This window comes from Microbacterium sp. NPDC076911, assembly GCF_040687125.1.
GTDB lineage: Bacteria > Actinomycetota > Actinomycetes > Actinomycetales > Microbacteriaceae > Microbacterium.
In genome coordinates, this window is sequence record NZ_JBFBMP010000012.1 from 1 (window position 1) to 21,798 (window position 21,798).

Genomic DNA, 21,798 nt, shown 5'->3' on the forward strand with positions numbered 1-21,798 from the left:
CAAACCACCCACACCCAAAAATGGGCCCACCACGCCCAACAAGCCCAACACGCACTCAACCAACACCACAACACCCACCACCACGAAACCATCGAGATCATGTCGATCGACGTCGATGACGACGAACTCGCAGCTGCACCAGATCAAGACACCGTCGCAGAACCGAGCTCACGTTCAGCCGGCTCGGATGGCCTCTGGTCAAGTGAGGTCACGGTCGACGACCACGTGGTTGCTAAGTTCGCAGGCGACGAAGCAGTCGAAGCCGCGGGTGTGCCTGGCGACGAGGCAGACGCAGTAGAAGCGCATGATGCCGAGCTTGTCGCTCCTCGAGAGAACGACGCTCCTGCGGCTGACATTGCCTCGGCCGCCCCGATGGAGGCGACGCCGATGTCAGTGGAAGACGAAGTCGCCGAGATTTTGATCGAAGCAGGCATCGACGAAGCGCCCGAATCATCCGGCGACTAGCAGCCGCTCAATCTGGCGCAGTGATTGAGGAAATGAAAGCACCCCGAGTGTGATCTGGACACCAGATGTCACTCGGGGTGTTTCTCTGTCAGCAGTTCGCGACGACCTAGTGCTCGTGGTCTCCGCCTACTCCTGTCACAACAACACCGGTAGGTGCCTGGTCAAGCGGCTGTGTGACGAGCACAGTCGAGTCGTGCGTGTCTACGGCTACAAGCTGTTCACCATGAAAGTCGGCGATGATGGCGGTGTCGCCTGCCACGGCCATAGTGGGAAGCTCCATAGCGTGGCCCTCGGGCAAAGCGAACGGATCGATCACTTCGGTGCTCGAGATCACTTCTCCGTCCGCGGTCAGCATGCTGAGAACGCCATCTGTGGTGAGCACCGCGATCTCATTGCCGATTCGCGCGACGGCGCCGATGTCAGCACCGATTGAAATGATCGAGCTGGTTCCGCTCTCGAGGTCCAACGCGAGCAGCTGGTCGGTTCCCCAGTTGCCGATCATCGGCTCGCCCGCGTAGAAGGTGCCAACTCGGTTGTCTCCGGCGCCGTCTGGGTACGCGACGATCGAGGTCGTGCGTTCGTCGGTATCGATGACTGCGACGAAGTCCGTGCAGCCGAACAGCGCAACGCCATCAGTTGTGGCCTCACCATGAAGGCCGGGGCAGATTTCGTCGTAGCGGGCGACTTCGGACCCGTCTATCGCGACCTGAACCACGGTGTCAGGCAGCCCGCCATCGGGCGTTTCGGTGATCAGCAGTTGGTCCTCGAGGGGCACAGCAACCCCGTGATGGGGAGCGTTGGTTTCGAAGAGGCTTGTCTCGAATTCGCCGTCGGTGATCGTCTCTTCCGAAACCGTGGTGATGGAGCCTTCGCCATCGTCGAAGATTGCGACGAGACCGTCATCGTTTCCGACCACGTGAACCGGGCTGGTGCCGTCGATGGTCTGTTCGACCAGTGCTGGCTCAACGGTGTAGTAGTGGTCGTGATCGCCATGAGGCTCGGCGTAGGTTCCGGTGTCGAGCAGAGTGGTTTGGCCGCCTTCATAGTCGACAAGGTAAACGTAGCGGCTGCCAGCTCCCGACTCGGCGCGCGAACCCTCAGTGACATCGAACGTGCTGAGCAAAGTTAGTTCATCGTCGTCGAACGCGAAGACTTCGACACCGCTGGCGGTAGTGACCGCGATGCGTGTTTGTAGCTGGTCTTGCTCAGTGACCGGCATTTCGTCGATCGGAGTTGCTGTCGCTGATGTGCTCGGGGTAGACGAGCACGCGGCCAGAATGGGTAGGAGGGAAATGGTAGCGATAACAGGAATCATTCTCAGTTGCACACCAGGAAACGTAGGCTAACTGAGAATCATTGTCAATTAGAACAGGTGGGCTCCCGTTACATCCCGCCGACGCGGAGTGGGTTCAAGCATTGTGAAAGAGTAGGGATGCACCTCCGTCTTGGGCGGCACAGCGTGCGGAAATACGCACCCGAAAGACAGAGAATCTCGATGGCACTTTTCACTCGACGTACTAGCCGAACCTCCACACCACTTGAGGGTGTCGACACCGTTCTCGCCGACCTGGATGGGGTCGTCTACGCCGGAGCCGGTGCGTTGCCACACGCGGTAGAGAGCCTGAACCGGGCACGTGAGGGGCGCACACTTGCGTACATCACCAACAATGCCTCGCGCACCGATACCTCGGTGGCTGCTCATCTGAGCGACCTGGGCTTGCCGACGGCGGCAAGTGAAGTCGTCACGAGTCCGCAAGCGGCAATGAGCCTGCTCGTTTCGCTGGTGAAACCTGGTTCGGTGATCCTCGTGGTCGGCGGCGAGGGTCTCGTCAATGAAGTCGAAAAGGCTGGATTTGTGGTCACGCGCAGCGCCGACGATGCTCCCGCTGCAGTCGTGCAGGGCTTTTCGCCCGAGGTCGGCTGGGCGCACCTCGCGGAGGCGGCTTTTGCCTTGAAAGTTCCCGAAGCTGAGGGCGGCATCCCATGGATCGCCACCAACACCGACTGGACGATCCCGCAGGCCCGGGGTGTTGCACCGGGCAACGGCACGCTCGTGTCGGCCGTGCACACTGCGATCGGTCGGCTGGCGACAGTGGCAGGCAAGCCCGAAGTGCCGATCTTCCAAGAAGCAGTCACCCGTTTTGGTGCGCAGCATCCACTCTTTCTCGGCGATCGTCTCGACACCGACATCCTCGGCGCCAATCGCGCGGGCATCGCATCCGCGTTGGTGCTGACTGGAATCGATCGGCCAAAGCACCTGCTTGCTGCCCCGCAGGGTTCTCAGCCGACCTATATTCTCGGTGACCTGAGGGAGCTGCACGAACCCTATCCGAGTGTCGATGTCTCCGACGGAGTTGCAACCGTGCGCGGCGCGCGAGTCGCCATCGATGGCGCTGACGTGCGCATTCTTTCGAGCGGAGAGCGCCCGGTCGATCTCGTTCGTGCGGGCACCGCGGCTATCTGGTCGACGGGTCGCGCCATCTTCGGGTTCCGAGTTCCTGAAGAGCTCTACGCGGATTCATTCCACAAGCCGTGACGTTGAGCGCTGCTGCGCACACACGCACGTATTCTGGGGAGATGGACACCTCACGCGATTCGGTCTCGAGCGACTTGCTATCCGACCTTGAGGTGATTGAAGCGCAACCCTTGGCGTCTCGTGCTGCTGCCTATGACTCCTTGCACGATTCGCTTGCTCGCAAGCTCGAATCAGCCCCCACCACATCGGCGCCCGCGGGCACACCGTGACGGTGCGCCTCGATACGGCGCTTTCAGCTCGGGGCCTTGCGCGTTCGCGCACCCAGGCAGCATCCCTCATCGCTGACGGGCTTGTGAGCGTCAACGGGCGAATCATCGTCAAAGCTTCAGCCGCAGTCGATGACGACGCCACCATCGATGTCGCCCGCAACGACCACTACGTCAGCCGCGCCGCTCACAAGCTGATCGCTGGCCTCGACGCATTTCGAATTGATGCGACAGGCAGGCTTGCACTCGACATGGGCGCCTCTACTGGCGGTTTTACCCAGGTGTTGCGCGAGCGTGGCGCGAGCCAGGTGATTGCCGTCGATGTCGGGCATGGACAGCTGGCTCCCTCGATCGCGGCGGATGCCTCGGTGGTGAGCGTCGAAGGCTACAACGTGCGCTATATGACGCGCGAGAACCTGGCAGCCGCAAGTGGCATCGGCGAGTCGCCGTCGCTTATCACGGCTGACCTCTCGTTCATCTCGCTCGGTCTGGTGTTGTCCGCGATCGTTGCGGTGGCAGCCCCTGCGGCCGATGTGGTTCTGCTGGTCAAACCGCAATTCGAAGTTGGACGAACCGCGGTCAAAGGCGGTCTCGTGACCAATCCCACGCTTCGCGCAGACGCGGTCGCACGCGTGCTGTGGTCGGCCTGGGACGCAGGACTAGGCACAGCGGGCATCGTGGCATCGCCGATAGCAGGAACCCACGGAAACTCTGAGTACGTCGCTCACTTTGCGCCGGGAGGCGGCAGCAATCCGACAGAATGGTTGGCGACAGTGAACCAACTGACGGGGAGCGCATGAATACCGCGGGATCGCACGCAGAGCGCAACATTCTGGTTGTCGCCCACGCTCAACGAGCCGACACTGTCGATGCCGCCGAAAGAGTGGTGACAGCACTTCGTGCAGCGGGCGCGACGCCTGTGCTCGCGCCCGGCGATGCGGGTCCCCTCGCCGCCGAACGGGCTGTCTTCAGCACCATCGCGACTCTAGGCGTCGACGTCGATGTCAAAGACCTCGAGTTGGCGATTGTGCTTGGCGGCGACGGCACGATCTTGCGGGCAGCTGAACTTGTGCGCGAGGGCACCGCTCCGGTGCTTGGGATTAACATGGGGCACGTCGGATTTCTCGCTGAGATCGAACGCGACGACATGGACGCAGCCGTGGGGCGCGTGATCGACCGCGACTATGAAGTCGAAGAGCGCCTCGCGCTGCACGTCGAGGTTCGGGATGCTGCTGATGCGATGATCTACGAGACCTGGGCACTCAACGAAGCAACGGTCGAAAAGGCGAGCCGCGAGCGCATGCTCGAAGTGGTGATCGGCGTCGACGGTCGACCACTTTCTTCTTTCGGATGCGACGGCGTTGTGGTGTCTACGCCCACAGGTTCGACGGCGTACAACTTCTCCGCCGGAGGACCCGTGATCTGGCCGAGCGTGCAAGCGATCTCTGTCGTGCCGTTGTCAGCCCATGCGCTTTTCGCGAAACCGCTCGTCGTGGGGCCTGATCACACCGTGTCGATCGATGTGCTCGAGCGAACGGCAGGAATCGGAATATTGTGGTGCGATGGCCGACGTTCCCACGAATTGCCGCCTGGCGCTCGGGTGGTCGTTGGTCGATCGGAACGCCCGGTTCGGCTCGCGCGGCTGCATCCCACCGCGTTTACAGATCGACTCGTACGCAAATTTCAGCTTCCGGTAGCAGGCTGGCGTGGTCCGACGATCACCAGCGGTGACGCGCCGTGATCGAGGAGATGCGCCTTCGGGATCTTGGCGTGATCGCCGAAGCTACGTTGCCGATTGGCCCGGGTTTCACCGCGATCACCGGAGAAACCGGTGCGGGTAAGACCATGGTCGTCACCGGCCTCGGTTTGTTGATGGGGCAGCGGGCAGATTTCGGCGCGGTGCGCTCGGGCGCGGCGCAGGCGACAGTCGACGGCGTGTGGGTGGTTCCAGACGAAGGCGCCGTGATCGATCGTGTGCGCGACGCAGGCGGAGACGTGGAGCCCCTGGCCGATGGCACCGCCGAACTGATGCTCGGGCGATCGATTTCGCGCGAAGGCCGCAGCCGCGCCTCGGTGGGGGGTCGTTCGGCCCCCGCGGGCGTACTCGCCGATCTCGCCGATGAGTTAGTCGTGGTGCACGGCCAGTCCGATCAGCTTCGTCTGCGCTCTGCCGTTGCACAGCGCGATGCGCTCGATCGCTTTGGCGCAGACCCGCTCGCTCAAGCTTTGGGCGACTACCGCACCGCATATGAGAGCCATCGGGTGCTGGCCAGTGAACTCGAACAGCTGGTCACCGAGCACGATGCGCGCGCAACCGAAGCCCAGTCGTTGCGAGCAGCGATCGCCGAAATCGAGCAGATTGCTCCCGTCGCCGGTGAAGACGCAGAGCTCACTCAGCGCACTGCACGCCTCGCGCACGTCGAAGAACTTCGGGGAGCTGCCGCGATCGCGCATGATGCGCTGTCTGGCGAACCGCATCTTCCTGACGTGACCTCGCTCATCGCAGACGCTCGACGCGCTCTGGAGCGTGCCGGTGCAACGGACCCGACGCTGGAAGAGTTCGCCGGTCTCGCCGCCGACATCGGCTATCGCACCAGCGATCTCGCTGCGGGCCTTGCCGGATACCTCGCTGACCTCGATGAAGCCGGGCCGCATGAGCTCGCTGCACTCGAGGACCGCCGCGCGCTGCTGGGCGGCCTCGTACGCGAGCATGGTTCGCTCGACGCCGCAATCGCACTGCTTGACTCAGGCTCAGCCCGTCTTGTCGAGCTCGACGATGATGACGACCGAATCGCTCGCCTCACCTCAGAAGTAGCCGCGGCCGAGGCATCCCTCGACGCGGCCGCGACCGCGCTTACTGCGGCACGCAAGAGCGCTGCAGGCCGTCTGGGCGACGCCGTGACCGAAGAGCTGCGCGCTCTTGCCATGCCTGATGCGCGCGTCGAAGTTAGCGTCATACCTGGTGCCGAGTCAGCCGCGGGTCGTGACGATGTGGCGATCCTGCTTGCCCCACACCCGGGCGCCGATCCGCGCCCGGTGTCTCGCGGTGCGTCTGGCGGCGAACTCAGCCGCGTCATGCTCGCCATAGAGGTTGTTATCGCGGGCGTCGACCCTGTTCCCACGTTCGTGTTCGACGAGGTCGACGCCGGTATCGGCGGTGCGGCGGCGATTGAGGTTGGTCGCCGGCTGGCGCGCCTTGCCGAAGCATCCCAGGTCATCGCGGTCACCCACCTCGCCCAGGTTGCAGCGTTCGCCGGAAACCACCTCTCGGTTGTCAAAGAGAGTGATGGCTCGGTCACCGCGTCAAGCGTGCGGCGACTTGAGGGAACGGAGCGCGAGGCTGAGATGGCACGATTGCTTTCAGGGCTTTCATCTTCGGATGCTGCTCTCGAGCACGCGCGTGAATTGCTCGCCCTCGCATCCGCCGGGGATTGATCAGCTAACTCTCCAAGACGTGAGATAGGATAAAAGCCCGTGACGGACTCTTCTGCAGCGGAACCAACGAACGACACCACCAAACACATCTTTGTGACCGGAGGTGTCGTTTCTTCGTTGGGCAAAGGCCTGACCGCAGCAAGCCTCGGCAACCTGCTCACAGCCCGTGGACTGCGGGTGGTGATGCAGAAGCTCGACCCGTATCTCAACGTTGATCCGGGCACCATGAACCCGTTCCAGCACGGCGAGGTCTTCGTGACCGACGACGGCGCAGAAACAGATCTTGACATCGGCCACTACGAGCGATTCCTCGATATCGAATTGAGTCAAGCCGCGAACGTCACCACCGGTCAGATCTACTCGCAGGTGATCGCCAAGGAACGTCGTGGCGAGTACCTCGGCGACACGGTGCAGGTCATTCCTCATATCTCAGACGAAATCAAACGCCGGATGCGTCTGCAGGCCGACGAAACGCCGAAGCCCGATGTGATCATCACCGAGATCGGCGGCACCGTCGGCGACATCGAGTCGCAGCCCTTCATCGAATCGGCGCGCCAGATTCGCCACGAACTCGGCCGCGGCAACGTCTTCTTCGTTCACGTTTCGCTGGTGCCCTACATGGGGGCATCTGGTGAGCAGAAGACCAAGCCCACCCAGCACTCCGTCGCCATGCTTCGCTCCATCGGCATTCAGCCCGATGCGCTGGTACTTCGCAGCGATCGACCCGTCACAGAGTCGAACAAGCGCAAAATCGCGCTCATGTGCGACGTTGACGAAGATGCGGTCGTCAACGCCGTCGACGTGCCCAGCATCTATGACATTCCCACCATGCTCAACGACCAAGGGCTCGACGACTACATCGTTCGCTCACTCGGGCTGACCAAGGCCGGCGAAGTTGACTGGTCGCGCTGGCAGAAGGTTCTTCAAGCCGTCCACAACCCCAAGCATGACGTCACGATCGGACTCGTCGGCAAGTACATCGACTTGCCAGACGCCTACCTGTCGATCACCGAAGCGCTGAAAGCCGGTGGCTTTGCGCAGGAGACGAAGGTCGCGATCACGTGGATTCCCTCGGATACGTGCGAAACGCCCGAGGGGGCGGCCAAAGCGCTCGGTGCCGTCGACGGCATTATCGTGCCCGGCGGCTTCGGTATTCGTGGCATCGAAGGAAAGCTCGGTGCGCTGAAGTTCGCCCGCGAACAAGGAATCCCGACGCTCGGAATCTGCCTGGGCCTGCAGTGCATGGTCATTGAGTACGCACGCAACAAGGCTGGCCTTGAAGGCGCCTCGTCAAGCGAATTCGATCCCGAAACCGAGTTTCCTGTCATTGCGACGATGGCCGAGCAGGTCGATATTCTTGCCGGCGGAGACCTGGGGGGAACAATGCGCCTGGGACTCTACGACGCGGCGCTGGCTGACGGCTCGCTCGCGGCAGAGTTGTATGGTTCGAACCGTTCGCAAGAGCGGCACCGCCACCGCTACGAGGTCAACAATCGCTTCCGCGATCAGATCGCCGAAGCGGGGATGGTGTTCTCGGGTCTGAACCCCGAACTTGATCTCGTGGAGTACGTGGAACTCCCGCGCGACGTGCACCCGTATTACATCGCCACTCAGGCACACCCTGAGCTGCGTTCGCGCCCGACCGATCCGCACCCGCTGTTTCGTGGACTGATCGGCGCGGCTCTTGACCGTCATCGCTCGAGCGAACTGTTTGACGTTGACAATGGCTGAGCTTCGCGACGATCAGCTTGAGGTCGAGGTCACTCGATCTGAAACGGTTTTCGAAGGCCGAGTGTGGAACATTCGGCGTGACGAGTTCACGTACAACGACGACACGATCGTGCGCGAGTACATGGACCATACCGGTGCTGTCGCGATTCTCGCCCTCGACGAAAACGATCGAGTGCTGTTGATCAAGCAGTACCGCCACCCGGTGCGCGCCAGGGACTGGGAGATTCCCGCAGGTTTGCTTGATATCGACGGCGAGCCCCCGCTCGAGAGCGCGAAGCGCGAGCTAGCCGAAGAAGCAGACCTCGTCGCCGATCGTTGGGATGTGCTCTCGGAGTTCTACACCACACCCGGCGGCAGCGATGAGGCAATTCGCATTTACCTTGCGCGCGATTTGCGACCCGCTGCCGAGACTTTTGCACGGACTGAAGAAGAGGCAGACATCGAAGTGCGGTGGGTGCCGCTTGACGAGGTTGTCGCCGCAGTTCTTGATCGTCGTGTGCAGAACCCCTCGCTCGTGGTCGGGGCGATGACTGCCCATGCGTCACGCGCGGGCGGCTGGGCGAGCCTGGGCGCAGCCGACTCGCCATGGCAGCGCCGCTCCCGTGGCATAGGAGCGACGACGGCGTGAAGCTTGATCGGGCGGTGGACGCGTACCTGCGGCACATCTCGATCGAACGCGGTCTTTCTGGGAACACGGCCGAGGCATACGGCCGAGATCTTGCCGTCTACCTCACCTGGCTGGCAAACGAGGGCATCGACGATTCGGGTGCGGTGACCCCCGAAGTTGTCGCGCGCTTTGCCGCGACTCGTGCCTCTATTGAACCGCCGATTGCAGCATCCAGCCTGGCTCGACTTCAGTCCTCCGTGCGGGGGCTGCACCGGTTTCTTGCACGTGAGGGCATCGAGCCCACCGACCCTTCAGCACGGCTGAAGCCCCCCAAACTTCCCAAGACACTGCCGAAAGCTCTTACGATCGCGCAGGTCGAGAGTCTGTTGGACGCTGCCGGCCCCGCTCCGTTCACAGACGAGGGCGAAGGTGGGCTCGCTATCGAACTCACGGCCATTCGTGATCGCGCACTGCTTGAGATGCTTTACGCGACGGGCGCTCGCGTGTCAGAGATCATCCAACTCGACGTTGATGATGTCTCGCACGGTGACGTCTTGCGCGTACGCGGCAAAGGCTCGAAGGAACGCATCGTTCCGATCGGCTCATATGCGCGCGCCGCTGTCGACGCTTACCTCACGCGCGTACGCCCCGAGCTCTCACGGCGAGGCCGCGCCACTCCCAAGCTGTTTCTTGGTGCCCGCGGCGCGCCCCTTTCTCGCCAGAGCACCTGGCTGTTGATTCAGTCGGCCGCCGAGCGTGCGCAGTTGACGGCGCACGTGTCTCCCCACACCCTGCGGCACTCGTTCGCGACCCATCTGCTGCAGGGCGGCGCTGACGTGCGTGTCGTGCAAGAGCTGCTCGGTCACGCCTCGGTCGCAACAACGCAGATATACACGCATGTGAGTGTCGACGCGCTGCGTGACGTGTATGCCACGGCGCATCCGCGCGCTCGCTGAGGTCTGTGTGCGAGCGATCGGCACCAATCGGGTGACCACTTCGCTGAACGCCGCTGAGCCGCGCTGGCCAAACCGTCTGTGGTGACTAGAATCGAGCGAACGAACGTGAAGGCAGGAGAGTCCGTGGCGGGCACCAAACAGGGCAGCAAGACAGCCCCGACCGACGACACCCCACTGGGGCCGACAGGTCGTCCCTACCGCGGATTTGCGACACCACCGAAGCTTGATTCTCACGGTCCCGCACGCATCATCTCGCTGTGCAACCAGAAGGGCGGGGTCGGCAAGACGACCACGACCATCAATCTCGCCGCGTCATTGGCAAGCTACGGTCGCAAGGTGCTCGCGGTCGACTTCGACCCTCAGGGCGCGCTGTCGGCAGGCCTCGGCATCCAAACCCACGAGATTCCCACCATCTACGACCTGCTCGTCGATTCCAAGCGCGACCCACACGATGTCATCGTGCCCACACGCGTCGAGAACCTCGACATCATTCCGGCGAACATCGACCTGTCGGCGGCCGAGGTGCACCTGGTCAACGAGGTGGCCCGCGAACAGACGCTCTCACGAGCGCTGCTCAAGATCACCGCAGACTATGACGTGATTCTCATCGACTGCCAGCCGTCGCTTGGACTGCTCACGGTCAATGCGCTCACCGCGAGCCACGGAGTGCTGATTCCGCTTGAGTGCGAGTTCTTCGCACTGCGCGGCGTCGCCATGCTCATCGAGACCATCGACAAGGTGCGCGACCGGCTCAACCCTTCCATCACGCTCGATGGGGTGCTGGCGACGATGTATGACGCTCGAACTCTCCACTCGCGCGAGGTGCTTGAGCGCGTGGTCGATGCATTCGGTGACGACGTTCTCGAAACGGTTATCGGCCGCACCGTGAAGTTCCCCGATGCGTCGGTGTCGGGAATGCCCATCACTGAATTCGCCCCCGAACACGCAGCCGCTCAGGCCTATCTGCGGTTGGCGCGGGAGCTGGTCTCGCGTGGCGCCGTCGCCTGACGGAACCGATTCGGTCGCCGCTCTCGCAGCTGCCGAAGCTGCGGGCTTCCGAGTTTCGCTCGGGGTGTTCGATGGGCCGTTCGATCTGCTGTTGAGTCTCATCTCAAAGCACGAACTCGACATCACCGATGTTTCACTTTCGAAGGTCACCGACGAGTTCATCTCGTATCTCAGGCAACTCGGCCCCGACGAAGAGCTCGACGAGGCCTCCGAGTTTCTTGTGATCGCAGCGACGCTGCTCGACATGAAGGTGGTCGGCCTGTTGCCGCAGGGCGAGCTCGTTGACGCTGAATCTGTTGCGCTGCTTGAAGCACGCGATCTGCTGTTCGCGCGTCTGCTGCAGTACCGTGCGTTCAAAGAAGTGTCAGCGTGGTTCGCTCGCTGTCTTCAGCGCGAGGAGAAGCGACACACTCGCGCTGTGCGCCTCGATGAGAAGTACCGCAAGGCGGTGCCCGACCTGGTCTGGACGCTGAGCGCCGAAGACTTCGGTGCACTCGCGATGCTCGCGATGACGCCGCAAGAGATTCCGCACGTCGGTCTCGACCATTTGCACGCACCGCTGGTGAGCATCCGCGAGCAGGCCGCTATCGTCGTTACGCTGCTCAAGGCGGCGGGAACATTGAACTTTCGCGAACTCGTCGTTGGCGTCACCCAGCCAGGCATCGTGGTCGCACGGTTCATCTCTGTGCTGGAGCTCTACCGCCATGCGGCATTGTCTTTCGAACAGCTTGAACCGCTCGGCGAGCTCACCTTGCGGTGGAGTGCGCAGCGCTGGTCAGACGAAAATCTTGCGACTCTAGGAGCCGACTATGACCGATGACGATGTGACTCCGGCCGCTGTCGCGCGGCGGCTTGAAGCAATTCTGCTGGTAATCGAAGAGCCGCAGTCGCTCGTGAGCCTCGCCGCGGCAGTCGCTGCACCCGTGCCTACCGTTCGGCAAGCCATCGACGACCTGGTCGCGGACTATGACGGCGCTGACGGGGGTACCGTTCGTGGTTTCGAGTTGCGGGAAGTCGGTGGCGGCTGGCGACTATACGTCCGGGAAGACTACGACGACCTTGTCAGCGAGTTCGTCAATCAGCAGGCACCGTCACGCCTATCTCAGGCCGCTCTTGAGACGCTGGCCGTGATCGCCTACAAACAACCGGTGACGCGCAGCCAAGTGGCATCCATTCGCGCTGTGAACGTCGACTCGGTCGTGCGTACCCTGGTGGCACGCGGGCTGATCACCGAACTCTTTGCCGACAGCGAGACGGGCGCCATCAACTACGGCACCACCGACGCGCTGTTGGTCAACCTGGGCATCAACTCGCTCGACGAGCTGCCCCATATTTCCCCCTTGCTCGATGACGGAGCCGATGGCTTCGCAGAGGAGATCCACCGATGAGCTTTACCGACACTCCACCCGACGGCGCACCCGAGGGCGTGCGCCTGCAAAAAGTGCTCGCCAACGCGGGTGTGGCCTCACGCCGTGTCGCCGAAGAGATGATTCTCGACGGTCGCGTGCGCGTGAACGGCGAGGTCGTCACCGAGATGGGCTCACGTATCGACCCTGAATCCGATCTGGTTGACGTTGATGGCACCGCAATTCAGCTCGACCAATCCAAGCGCTACGTCGTCTTGAACAAACCCACCGGTGTCGTCAGCTCGATGAACGATGACCGTGGGCGGCCTGACCTTCGCCGCTACACCAAAGACTGGGACGAGCGGCTTTACAACGTCGGTCGATTGGATGCTGAAACCAGCGGTCTGCTCGTGCTCACAAACGACGGCGACCTCGCTCACGTGCTCGCTCACCCGTCGTTCGGCGTCACGAAGGTCTATATCGCCAAAGTCGAGGGCAAAGTCACTCCTCAGACCATCCAGACATTGACGCGAGGGATCGATCTTGACGACGGGCACATCGCCGCCGACAAGGCTCGCCTGCTCTCCAGCTCCGCGGAAGGTGGTGGCTCGCTGGTCGAGTTGACGCTGCACTCCGGGCGCAATCGCATCGTGCGTCGGATGCTTGATGCCGTCGGCCATCCGGTCGTTGATCTGGTGCGTCGTCAGTTCGGTCCGCTCCACCTGGGAACACTGCCAGCAGGACGAGCCCGCGAGTTGACTAAAGTAGAGCGGGGCGCTCTGCTTACTCTCGCGCGCCGTGCGACGGATGAACCGTCGGGGGACCAGGAGACATAAGTGACCGATTCGACGGCAACGCCCGTGCGCGCCCGTAACGCTGCGCGCGTTTCGGGCACCGTGCGTATCGTTGGTGCGGGTCTGCTGGGATCAAGTATCGGTCATGCGCTGCGAAACCTCGGCGTCGATGTCGCACTCGAAGATGCTTCACCGTCACAACTGCGTCTCGCTGTTGACTACGGAGCCGGGCGCCAAGCGACAGGCGACGATGACCCGACGCTGATTGTCGTGGCTGTGCCGCCCGACGTGACCGCCGACGTCATCGAACGCGAACTTCGGCGCTACCCGAACGCCGTGGTCACTGATGTTGCGAGCGTGAAGCTCGAGCCGCTCAACGCACTGCGCAAACGTGGCGTTGATCTGACCCACTACATCGGGTCGCACCCGCTGGCTGGCCGTGAGCGCGGCGGCGCTATATCTGCGCGCGCAGACATCTTTGTCGGCCGACCCTGGGTGGTGTGCCGTGACGAAGAGACTCCGACCGCCGATCTCGCCATTGTTGAATCCCTCGCTCTCGATGTGGGTGCCACCCCGATTGAGATGACACCCGCTGACCACGATCGTTCGGTCGCGCTTGTCTCGCACGTGCCTCAACTCGTTGCCAGTCTGCTCGCGGGGCAGTTCGTGAACGCCGCCGACGAGTCGTTGCGGCTTGCCGGTCAAGGAGTGCGCGACACGACGCGTATCGCAGCATCTGCCCCCGAACTGTGGGTGCAGATTCTTGATGCGAACGCCGCGCCTGTCGTCGAAGTTCTGGATGCCCTGGCTAGCGATCTCACCACGGTCGCCGATGCGCTGCGCGCGCCTGAAACACCCGGCGCTCGACGCTCCGTTGCCGACACGATTCGCCGTGGCAACGATGGCGTCGGCCGGTTGCCAGGCAAGCACGGCCAAACCGGTCATTTCGAGCAGGTCGTCGTGATGGTCGACGACACCGCCGGACAGCTGGGCCGCCTGTTCGGCGAGCTCGGCGAACTAGATGTGAACGTAGAAGATTTGCGCCTCGAGCATTCTCCAGGCGCGCAGTTCGGCCTTGCCGAAATCAGCGTCGTGCCCTCAGCGGTGCGGCGTGCTGTAGATGGCCTCGAAGAGCGAGGCTGGAAGATTGCGAGCACCACCAATGACTGAATCGACGACTATCGTCGCCATCGATGGCCCCGCAGGTAGCGGCAAATCCAGCGTGTCAAAGCAGGTTGCCCGGCGACTGGGGTTTGGCTACCTCGACACGGGCGCCGCGTACCGAGCCCTTGCCTGGCATGCGCTCGAGCACGACGCCGACACCTCAGACTCAGCATCCGTCATCGACCTTGCTGGTTCTTTCGACTATGCGATATCGCTCGACCCCGACGACTACTGGGTGCGAGTCGGTGAAACCGACGTCACCGAGGCCATCAGAGAGCCCCGCGTGACCGATGCCGTCAGCGGCGTCGCTCGGGTGCCTGTCGTTCGCAAGACCGTCAATAAGATGTTCCGCCGACTCGCTGAAGACTCGGGTCGTCCCGGCGTCATCGTTGAAGGGCGTGACATCACGACGGTCGTTGCCCCCGACGCGCCGGTGCGCATTTTGCTTACCGCTGCTCCAGAGGTGCGTGCCTCACGCCGTAGCGCTGAAGTGACAACCCAAGACGCTGCGGCTGTTGCCGCCGCACTGCACAAACGCGACGCCTCTGATTCAGCGGTCGTTGACTTTCTTACTGCTGCCCCCGGAGTCGACGTTGTCGACTCGACCCACCTTGACTTCGATCAGACCGTGGACGCCGTCCTCGATGTGATCCGCACGACTGTGCCTGCCGCACAGACAGGAGCGCCTCATGGCCGCTGACGACCGTTCACAAGAAGAATTCGAAGCTGGTCCCGACCGGCTGCTTGAAAATCTTGCCGCCCTCGATGACGAACTTGTAGAGAAGCGCTCCGCTGCCCTGCGTGTTGGCCTCGATGACTACGACCTCGAAGAGGATGACGCCGAACTGCTCGAGGGCATTGTTCGTGGCGAAGACGGTATCGAATACCTTCCCGCCCTTCCCGTCGTTGCCATCGTTGGTCGCCCCAACGTCGGCAAGTCGGCTTTGGTCAACCGAATTCTGGGGCGCCGCGAGGCTGTTGTCGAAGATACTCCGGGTGTCACCCGCGACCGTGTGACCTACAAGGCTGAGTGGATGGATCGCCGGTTCTCGATCGTCGACACAGGTGGGTGGGAACCTGATGCGCGTGGCATCGACGCGTCGGTGGCCGCTCAGGCCGAGATCGCGATTGATCTGTGCGATGTCGTGATGTTCGTCGTAGACGCGATGGTTGGCGCTACTTCTACCGACGAGCACGTCGTGCGCTTGCTTCGAAAGAGTGGCAAGCCCGTCTTCCTCGTCGCCAACAAGATCGATGACGCTCGCCACGAGCCCGAAGCCGCTGCTTTGTGGGCGCTGGGTCTCGGCGAGCCGCACCCTGTGTCAGCGATTCACGGTCGCGGCGTTGCCGATTTGCTCGACAAAGTCATGGAGAAGCTCCCCGAGATCTCCGCGGTCGCCAAGCACGAGATCGGTGGCCCGCGTCGGGTTGCCATTCTCGGCCGTCCGAACGTCGGCAAGTCATCGCTGCTCAATAAAGCAGCTGGCGAAGAGCGCGTTGTCGTCAACGAGCTCGCTGGCACGACGCGCGACCCTGTCGATGAAATCGTCGAAGTCGGCGGCAAACTGTGGCGGTTCGTCGATACCGCCGGTATTCGCCGTCGGGTTCACCTCTCGCAGGGGGCTGACTTCTATGCTTCGCTTCGCACCTCCGCCGCGCTTGAGAAGGCAGAAGTCGCCGTTGTCGTCCTCGACGTGAGCCAGCCGATCAGCGAGCAGGATATTCGTATCATCGACCTCGTACTCGAGTCCGGCCGCGCTTTGGTGCTCGCGTTCAACAAGTGGGATCTGCTCAGCACCCCCGCGCTCGAAGACAGCGAACGTCGCCGGTACCTTGAGCGAGAGATCGAGCAAGACCTCGCTCACGTCGCGTGGGCGCCACGCGTCAATATTTCGGCACGTACGGGGCGTCACCTTGAGAAGCTGGTGCCGGCTCTCGAAACGGCGCTCGAATCGTGGGATCGCCGCATTCCTACCGGCAAGTTCAACGCGTTCCTGTCGGAGCTTGTCGCCGAGCACCCGCACCCGCTTCGTGGTGGAAAGCAGCCGCGCATTCTGTTCGGCACGCAGGCGACGACCCGCCCGCCGACATTCGTGCTGTTCACCACGGGCTTCCTCGATCCCGGCTACCGCCGTTTCATCACGCGTCGCCTGCGTGAGGTGTACACGTTTGAAGGAACGCCCATCGTGATCAACATGCGCGTGCGCGAGAAGCGTCAGCGCTAGCCACGCTCTGCGTATCGGCCCGGTCAGCGATCTTGCTGGCCGGGCCGATTTGTTTTTGGGGGATGCGGCTACGACAGGCACCCCTGTTGCTTTCGCATTCGGGGCGGTACGCTGGCTATGTGGTCAGACCACAGGAAAGTGTGCCGAAAATGAAGATCGTAGTCGTTGGTGGTGTAGCCGGAGGCGCCTCTGTCGCTGCGCGTGCGCGCAGGTTGGATGAGAGTGCAGAAATCGTCGTTCTCGAGCGAGGCGAACACGTATCGTTTGCGAACTGTGGGCTGCCGTACCACATCGGCGGTGTGATCACGGATCGCAGTCGGCTCTTGTTGCAGACGCCCGCCAGTCTTCGTGAGTCGTTGAACATCGATGTTCGAGTCGGCGCCGACGTGATTGGTATCGATCCAGCAGCCCGCACCGTTACGGTGCGCGATGTCAATACTGGGCGAGAGTACGCGGAGTCGTATGACTCGCTGGCGCTGTGCCAAGGCGCTGATCCGGCAAAGCTGCCGCTAGCGGGGGCGGACCTCCCCGGCATTTACGTTTTGCGCAACGTGCATGACATGGATGTCATCAAGGAGCGCTTGGATGCTGCCCTGACCAAAGCAGCTTCGTCACCGTCCGCCGTGCGCGCGGTCGTCATCGGTGCTGGGTACATCGGCCTCGAGATGGCTGAGAACATGCGACACCGTGGGGCGGAAGTGACGGTGGTTGAGCTGTCAGACCAGATCATGCCGCCGCTCGACAAAGAAGTTTCCATTCCTGTCGAGCAGCATCTTCGTAGCCGCGGTGTAGAGCTGATTCTCTCGACTGCGGCCGTCGCCTTCACACAGAGCCGTGATGGCGGGCTCCGTGTGGAACTCAACAGCGGCAAAACGATCGACGCCGATTTGGTCATCCTGTCTGCAGGAGTGCGTCCGAACGTGTCGCTGGCGCGCGCGGCTGGTCTCGAGCTCGGCGAACGAGGCGGCATCGCCGTCGACACGCACATGCGCACATCTGATGCCCACATCTGGGCTGCTGGTGACGCCGTTGAAACCCCCCACACAGTGTTGCCGGGTGCGTGGCTGAACCCCCTCGCGGGGCCAGCGAATCGGCAGGCGCGCGTCGCTGCCGAGAACATGTGCGGTCGCGAGACTGAGTATTCGTCGACACAAGGCACGTCCATCGTCAAGGTCTTCGACATGACTGCCGGCGGCACTGGCGCGACGGAGCGACAACTGGAACGAGAGGGGGTTCCGTATCGCACTGTGCACCTTCACCCTTCTGGACATGCGGGCTATTACCCCGGCACATCGATGATGCATATGAAGGTGCTGTTCGCCCCTGAGAGTGGCAAGCTGTTGGGCGCTCAGATCGCCGGTTTCGATGGCGTCGACAAACGGCTTGATGTGCTTGCAACTGCGATTCGACTGGGCGCGACAGTGCATGACCTCGAGACTCTGGAGCTCGCATACGCGCCACCCTTCGGCTCTGCAAAAGACCCAGTGAATATGGCGGGCTTCGTAGCCACGAACGTGTTGAACGGTGATCTGCGCCTCTGGTACGCCAAAGATTTTCCGCAAGCTGTCGAAGGTGCCCGCATCGTCGATGTGCGAACGCCCGATGAATACGAAATCTGGCACATTCCGGGCGCAGTGAATGTGCCACTGGGCACCCTCCGGGAAGCATCCGAGAAGTGGGATGTCAGCGTTCCGATCCGGTTGTACTGTGCGGTCGGCTTTCGCAGCTACCTCGCCTATCGGCTGTTGGTGCAACGAGGTTTCGACGACGTTCGTACGCTCTCAGGCGGGTCGCACACCTTCCGCTTCTGGCATGACGTCGCGCCGGTGGATGTAGACGGAAAAACGCCCGAGATCGCGTATGCAGAGGCGGTAGACATCGTCAGTGCCGCGCAAGGTAGTGGCGAGGTGATTGAACTCGATTGCACCGGTCTTGCCTGCCCAGGACCGATCATGCAGTTGGCGAAGGCGATGGATGGGCTGTCATCGGGCGGCGAAGTCATCGTGAGCGTGTCTGACCCAGGATTTGCGACCGACGGTCCAGCATGGGCTGCTTCCAAGGGGCACGAGCTGGTATCGATGACGCCGCAGGGCTCGGGATTTGTTGCTACTTTCCGCAAGCATGACTCGGCGTCTGCTGCTGTTGCGACGGTTCAAGATCTCGACCAAGTGTCGTTCGTTGTGTTCTCGGGTGAGCTCGACAAGGTGCTGGCGGCCTTCATCATCGCAAACGGTGCGCTTGCGATGGGGCAAAAGGTCTCAATGTTCTTTACGTTCTGGGGATTGAACGCGCTCCGGCGTGAAGACCCGCCTCGTCGCGAGCGCAAGTCGCTCGACAAGATGTTCGGCATGATGATGCCGTCGGGCCCGGCGAAGCTCCCGCTGTCAACCATGAACATGGCAGGCATGGGGCCGGCCATGATCAAGAAGGTCATGCACGAGCACTCTGTGCAGACTCTGCCTGAGTTGATGAAAGCGGCGAGTGACAGTGGTGCGCGGCTTATTGGCTGCACGATGACGATGGATCTGCTGGGCATCGCCGAGTCAGATCTGCTCGAGGGCATTGAGCTCGGTGGTGTGGCCACCTTCCTGGGTGAAGCACAAAAGTCTGGAACGACTCTCTTCATCTGATGCTGGCTGGCGGCCGGCGACGAACCGTTCGTGTGGAAAGCTGGATGCGTGAGGATCGAACCGCTTGTACCGGGGGAGCCGCGTCGCCCGCATGGGCCCCGCGACCCTGGTGATGCCTGGGTCGTGGCACCCACGGGCGAGCGCTACTGGGGCCGCTTTGGCGCAGCAGGGCTACTCGCGCTCGACGGGGATCGCGGCGTGCTGTTGCAACACCGGGTGTCGTGGAGTCATTTTGGCGGAACCTGGGCGCTGCCCGGCGGAGCGCGTCATGAGGGCGAATCAGCGATCCGTGGTGCACTGCGCGAGTCTGAAGAAGAGGCTGGTGTTCCGGATGTCGCGGTGCGCCCGCGTTTCGTGAGTGTGTTTGATCTTGAGTATTGGTCGTACGCGACTGTTGTTGCCGATGTCATCGTCCCGTTCGAGCCGGTCATCAGCGATCCTGAAAGCTACGAGCTGTCATGGGTTGCGATCGACGACGTCGCTTCTTACCCGCTGCATCCAGGATTTGAACTGTCTTGGGCGAAGCTTCGGCCGCTGCTAGCAATGAGGCCGACCGTTGTGGTCGACGTCGCAAACGTGATGGGTGCGGTGCCTGATGGCTGGTGGCGAGACCGCGCGGGTGCCGCTCAGCGGCTGATTGCGCGTATCGGCACGCGCACCCGTGCGGGTGTTCCCGGAGAGTCCCTCGGGCTGCCTGAACGCAAGTGGTTTCCGTCGTGGGTGGCCGTTGTCGAGGGGCAAGCCGGCGGCACAGCTGGCACTGCTGATGTGGCTGTGGTTGCAGCGGCGGCCTCTGGCGACGACCAGATTGTTGCCGAGGTGGCGCGCAGAGCCACGATGGGGGAGGCCGTTACCGTGGTCACGAGCGATCGTGAGCTTGCCGGACGAGTGATCGCGCTGGGCGCCTCAGTTCATGGTGCACGTTGGCTACTAGACCAGCTTGAGGTTGGCTAGGCACCTTCGAAGTCGTCGTACCGGCCGCGCAGCTTCTCGATGTTTCGGCGGTCGCGCTTAGTAGGTCGGCCAGCGCCTCTGTCACGGGTGGGAACGAACGCGGTGAGCTCACGGGGCGGCGGTGGGGGAGTCTGGTCGTCGACGGATGCTGCGACCAGCGCCGCGCCGACCCGCTTCGAGATGGTTTGACGCACCACCAGAATCTTGTCGAACCCATTGATTCGCACGCGCACCTCGTCGCCCGGCCTCACCGGCTGGGCTGCCTTTGCTTTTTCGCCACCGACACGCACGTGCCCCGCGCGGCACGCAGCAGTGGCGAGAGAGCGGGTCTTGTAAATGCGCACCGCCCAAAGCCAGGCGTCGACGCGCGCGGTGGCATCTGACATGCATTCAGCCTGTCATAGGCACGCGCGGGGTAAGCGCGCGGTCAGCGATGATGACGCCCGCGGCGATGAGACCTTGGCCGGTGCAGTAGGTGAGCATCACCAGGGGGTCGCTCCAGGCTGGCATGGCGTCGGGCGCGAAGAGAAGAAAGGCGAGAACGGTGTCAGAGGCCAGAAAGAACGCCGCACCTGTTGCGATGACTGGATTGCAACGCGACGCGGTCGCAGCCGTCGCGCCGAGCACGACGCCATAAACTCCCAGCGCCGCGACCCACGCGCCGCCACCAGTTTGCGAGAGCAGCACGGGCGAGAGTATCGCGAGCGTGACGATCCACCAGAGCAGATAGATCGCAGACCAACGAGGAAATCGGCGCACCGCCAGCCGCTTCGCGAAAATCCAGATGTAGCAGAGGTGCGCTAGGCCGAAGAAAAGCAGCATGAGTGGGAGCGTGGGTGCATCAGGAAAAAAGAAGCCAGCGCCGTCGCCTAGCCAAGACAACGCGAGCGCGGCAAAGAGCAACGTGTAAGACACACTCCAGGTCGACCCGCGGCCGCCCCACAGCACCGCGATGATCAGGGCAGGCATGAGCGCAAGTTTGGTCGGCGCTGCGATCTCGTCGACGTTCAGAGCCAGCGCGACGATATGTACGAGCGAGACCAGCAGGAACGGCACGAACCCCCACCACCAACGGGCGGAAAGCGTTGCGCTGTCAGAAACGTCGGGCTGAGGTGCAGACACAGCACTCCTTCGTGATGTTATGCATTATTGCGGGGATGCCGCCCCATCGTACGCTGACGACGCAGACATATCGTGGAACGGTTCGCGAGCATCAATTCGAGCGGGTAGGATAGTGGAGTTGTCCGGATGTGAGTCTGGGTAACGGGATGTGGCGCAGCTTGGTAGCGCACTTGACTGGGGGTTAAGTGGTTTACCACTCTTCGGTCGGCCCGAACAACTGAAAAACAATGCCACGGGCTGTGGCGCAGCTTGGTAGCGCACTTGACTGGGGGTCAAGGGGTCGCAGGTTCAAATCCTGTCAGCCCGACAGAAAATCCCTGATGAGAAGCAATTTTCATCAGGGATTTGTTGTTTCTGAAGGCCGATTTTTCTGGTCCCCTTCTGGTCCCCCTGGAGTTCTCGGCGGGTCGGGGCTGTGGATAACGGAAGTCACGCTGAGGCCCTTCCTGTGGATAAGGGGACCAAAAGGGGACCAGAACCGCTTGCGGCCGGTCCATCGGGCTCCGATACGGCATCAGAGGCTTGGGTCTGCTGAAGGTTTGGTTGACTCGGGTTTCTTGTCTACGCGACCAGGTCGACCGCGGTTCTCATTATGGTCTCGAACTCGACCGGTGTGAGC

The 21,798-nt window shown here is 62.4% G+C and carries 20 protein-coding genes, 1 tRNA gene and 1 pseudogene; 19 read left to right on the forward strand and 3 right to left on the reverse strand.

Translation table 11 applies throughout. The features are described from left to right. Nucleotides 1-465: pseudogene (locus AB0O81_RS13650) on the forward strand (hypothetical protein); the annotation flags it as partial. A 106-nt stretch (nt 466-571) separates the two neighbouring features. Here the strand turns inward: AB0O81_RS13650 and AB0O81_RS13655 are convergent. Next, complete coding sequence (locus AB0O81_RS13655; protein WP_363585167.1) at nt 572-1,684, reverse strand: hypothetical protein; 1,113 nt, start codon at nt 1,682-1,684, stop codon at nt 572-574. A 276-nt stretch (nt 1,685-1,960) separates the two neighbouring features. On the opposite strand from AB0O81_RS13655, the gene AB0O81_RS13660 reads away from it, so the two are divergent. The 17 genes from AB0O81_RS13660 (at nt 1,961) to AB0O81_RS13740 (ending at nt 20,057) form a co-directional block, all read left to right on the forward strand. Continuing rightward, entirely contained in the window at nt 1,961-3,001 is a 1,041-nt protein-coding gene (locus AB0O81_RS13660) for an HAD-IIA family hydrolase (RefSeq protein WP_363585169.1), read from the forward strand. A 41-nt stretch (nt 3,002-3,042) separates the two neighbouring features. After that, a complete protein-coding gene (locus tag AB0O81_RS13665; RefSeq protein WP_363585171.1) occupies nt 3,043-3,210 on the forward strand; it encodes a hypothetical protein in 168 nt (55 codons plus the stop codon). Beyond that, nucleotides 3,207-4,007 (forward strand): TlyA family RNA methyltransferase, encoded by an 801-nt coding sequence (locus AB0O81_RS13670; protein WP_363585173.1) that lies wholly within the window; start codon nt 3,207-3,209, stop codon nt 4,005-4,007. The genes AB0O81_RS13665 and AB0O81_RS13670 overlap by 4 nt, the downstream gene beginning before the upstream one ends. Continuing rightward, entirely contained in the window at nt 4,004-4,948 is a 945-nt protein-coding gene (locus AB0O81_RS13675; protein ID WP_363585175.1) for an NAD kinase, read from the forward strand. Before AB0O81_RS13670 ends, AB0O81_RS13675 begins: the two co-directional genes overlap by 4 nt. Next, nucleotides 4,945-6,642: a DNA repair protein RecN gene (gene recN, locus AB0O81_RS13680; RefSeq protein WP_363585177.1), complete on the forward strand. Its 1,698-nt coding sequence runs from the start codon at nt 4,945-4,947 to the stop codon at nt 6,640-6,642. The genes AB0O81_RS13675 and recN overlap by 4 nt, the downstream gene beginning before the upstream one ends. Nucleotides 6,643-6,681: 39 nt before the next feature. Beyond that, a complete protein-coding gene (locus AB0O81_RS13685) occupies nt 6,682-8,373 on the forward strand; it encodes a CTP synthase (protein ID WP_363585179.1) in 1,692 nt (563 codons plus the stop codon). Further along, the gene (locus tag AB0O81_RS13690) at nt 8,366-9,001 is read left to right on the forward strand and encodes an NUDIX hydrolase (protein ID WP_363585181.1); all 636 of its coding nucleotides are present in this window, start codon (nt 8,366-8,368) and stop codon (nt 8,999-9,001) included. The genes AB0O81_RS13685 and AB0O81_RS13690 overlap by 8 nt, the downstream gene beginning before the upstream one ends. Then, the gene (gene xerD, locus AB0O81_RS13695) at nt 8,998-9,936 is read left to right on the forward strand and encodes a site-specific tyrosine recombinase XerD (protein ID WP_363585200.1); all 939 of its coding nucleotides are present in this window, start codon (nt 8,998-9,000) and stop codon (nt 9,934-9,936) included. Before AB0O81_RS13690 ends, xerD begins: the two co-directional genes overlap by 4 nt. 123 nt (nt 9,937-10,059) lie before the next feature. Beyond that, entirely contained in the window at nt 10,060-10,944 is an 885-nt protein-coding gene (locus AB0O81_RS13700) for a ParA family protein (protein ID WP_363585183.1), read from the forward strand. Then, nucleotides 10,928-11,764 carry a ScpA family protein gene (locus AB0O81_RS13705; RefSeq protein WP_363585185.1) on the forward strand — a complete coding sequence of 279 codons (837 nt, stop codon included), beginning with the start codon at nt 10,928-10,930 and terminating at the stop codon, nt 11,762-11,764. Before AB0O81_RS13700 ends, AB0O81_RS13705 begins: the two co-directional genes overlap by 17 nt. Further along, a complete protein-coding gene (scpB, locus tag AB0O81_RS13710) occupies nt 11,754-12,332 on the forward strand; it encodes an SMC-Scp complex subunit ScpB (protein ID WP_337337680.1) in 579 nt (192 codons plus the stop codon). Before AB0O81_RS13705 ends, scpB begins: the two co-directional genes overlap by 11 nt. Further along, nucleotides 12,329-13,126: a pseudouridine synthase gene (locus AB0O81_RS13715; RefSeq protein WP_337337681.1), complete on the forward strand. Its 798-nt coding sequence runs from the start codon at nt 12,329-12,331 to the stop codon at nt 13,124-13,126. The genes scpB and AB0O81_RS13715 overlap by 4 nt, the downstream gene beginning before the upstream one ends. Further along, complete coding sequence (locus AB0O81_RS13720) at nt 13,127-14,254, forward strand: prephenate dehydrogenase (RefSeq protein ID WP_363585187.1); 1,128 nt, start codon at nt 13,127-13,129, stop codon at nt 14,252-14,254. It abuts the gene before it with no gap. Further along, nucleotides 14,247-14,948: a (d)CMP kinase gene (gene cmk / locus AB0O81_RS13725; RefSeq protein ID WP_363585189.1), complete on the forward strand. Its 702-nt coding sequence runs from the start codon at nt 14,247-14,249 to the stop codon at nt 14,946-14,948. The genes AB0O81_RS13720 and cmk overlap by 8 nt, the downstream gene beginning before the upstream one ends. Beyond that, complete coding sequence (gene der / locus AB0O81_RS13730) at nt 14,938-16,473, forward strand: ribosome biogenesis GTPase Der (RefSeq protein ID WP_363585191.1); 1,536 nt, start codon at nt 14,938-14,940, stop codon at nt 16,471-16,473. The genes cmk and der overlap by 11 nt, the downstream gene beginning before the upstream one ends. Nucleotides 16,474-16,622: 149 nt before the next feature. Then, nucleotides 16,623-19,103: an FAD-dependent oxidoreductase gene (locus AB0O81_RS13735; protein ID WP_363585193.1), complete on the forward strand. Its 2,481-nt coding sequence runs from the start codon at nt 16,623-16,625 to the stop codon at nt 19,101-19,103. Nucleotides 19,104-19,151: 48 nt separating this feature from the next. Continuing rightward, nucleotides 19,152-20,057, forward strand: a complete 906-nt coding sequence (locus AB0O81_RS13740; protein WP_363585195.1) for an NUDIX hydrolase — start codon at nt 19,152-19,154, stop codon at nt 20,055-20,057. On the opposite strand, the gene AB0O81_RS13745 is transcribed toward AB0O81_RS13740, so the two are convergent. Together AB0O81_RS13745 and AB0O81_RS13750 are read right to left on the reverse strand one after the other, a co-directional pair. Continuing rightward, nucleotides 20,054-20,443 (reverse strand): RNA-binding S4 domain-containing protein, encoded by a 390-nt coding sequence (locus AB0O81_RS13745; RefSeq protein WP_363585196.1) that lies wholly within the window; start codon nt 20,441-20,443, stop codon nt 20,054-20,056. The genes AB0O81_RS13740 and AB0O81_RS13745 overlap by 4 nt on opposite strands. Nucleotides 20,444-20,447: 4 nt before the next feature. Next, on the reverse strand, nt 20,448-21,179 hold the full coding sequence (locus AB0O81_RS13750; protein WP_363585198.1) for a lysoplasmalogenase family protein: 732 nt from the start codon (nt 21,177-21,179) through the stop codon (nt 20,448-20,450). Nucleotides 21,180-21,412: 233 nt separating this feature from the next. Here AB0O81_RS13750 and AB0O81_RS13755 point away from each other — a divergent pair. Then, nucleotides 21,413-21,486, forward strand: a tRNA-Pro gene (locus tag AB0O81_RS13755). The last annotated feature ends 312 nt before the right edge of the window (nt 21,487-21,798 follow it).

What these genes read in the sequence shown, in the direction of transcription:
- AB0O81_RS13715 (WP_337337681.1), top strand. Translation starts at nt 12,329, where the DNA reads ATGAGCTTTACCGACACTCCACCCGACGGCGCACCCGAGGGCGTGCGC.
- AB0O81_RS13735 (WP_363585193.1), top strand. Translation starts at nt 16,623, where the DNA reads ATGAAGATCGTAGTCGTTGGTGGTGTAGCCGGAGGCGCCTCTGTCGCT.
- AB0O81_RS13655 (WP_363585167.1), bottom strand. Translation starts at nt 1,684, where the DNA reads ATGCCGGTCACTGAGCAAGACCAGCTACAAACACGCATCGCGGTCACT.
- AB0O81_RS13660 (WP_363585169.1), top strand. Translation starts at nt 1,961, where the DNA reads ATGGCACTTTTCACTCGACGTACTAGCCGAACCTCCACACCACTTGAG.
- scpB (WP_337337680.1), top strand. Translation starts at nt 11,754, where the DNA reads ATGACCGATGACGATGTGACTCCGGCCGCTGTCGCGCGGCGGCTTGAA.
- cmk (WP_363585189.1), top strand. Translation starts at nt 14,247, where the DNA reads ATGACTGAATCGACGACTATCGTCGCCATCGATGGCCCCGCAGGTAGC.
- AB0O81_RS13745 (WP_363585196.1), bottom strand. Translation starts at nt 20,443, where the DNA reads ATGTCAGATGCCACCGCGCGCGTCGACGCCTGGCTTTGGGCGGTGCGC.
- AB0O81_RS13690 (WP_363585181.1), top strand. Translation starts at nt 8,366, where the DNA reads ATGGCTGAGCTTCGCGACGATCAGCTTGAGGTCGAGGTCACTCGATCT.
- AB0O81_RS13675 (WP_363585175.1), top strand. Translation starts at nt 4,004, where the DNA reads ATGAATACCGCGGGATCGCACGCAGAGCGCAACATTCTGGTTGTCGCC.
- AB0O81_RS13665 (WP_363585171.1), top strand. Translation starts at nt 3,043, where the DNA reads ATGGACACCTCACGCGATTCGGTCTCGAGCGACTTGCTATCCGACCTT.
- der (WP_363585191.1), top strand. Translation starts at nt 14,938, where the DNA reads ATGGCCGCTGACGACCGTTCACAAGAAGAATTCGAAGCTGGTCCCGAC.